The 227-nt window shown below is 74.0% G+C and carries 1 protein-coding gene; it reads left to right on the top strand.

The window, feature by feature from the left end; genetic code table 11:
- Positions 1-227, top strand: a 227-nt coding sequence (locus IH80_RS45575) for a hypothetical protein (RefSeq protein WP_037882510.1), incomplete at both ends; no start/stop codon positions are given.

Below are 227 nucleotides of genomic sequence, written 5' to 3'. Positions count from 1 at the left end.
CGCGTACTCGCTGGTCACGTCGCGTGCGGCGCTGGAACACCGGGCGGTGGTCGTCGCCACCGGAACCGGCGATGCGGTCGTCGGCCTGCGGGCCCTCGCCGAAGGAGACGACGTCGCTGCCGTCGCTGCCGGCCGTCTGGCGGTGCTGTTCACGGGGCAGGGTGCGCAGCGCCTGGGGATGGGGCGTGAGCTGTACGGGGCCTTCCCGGTGTTCGCGGAGGCCTTCG

The sequence above is a fragment of the Streptomyces sp. NRRL S-378 genome, from assembly GCF_000720645.1.
Taxonomy (GTDB): Bacteria; Actinomycetota; Actinomycetes; order Streptomycetales; family Streptomycetaceae; genus Streptomyces.
This window is presented reverse-complemented; position numbering and strand designations above follow the sequence as displayed.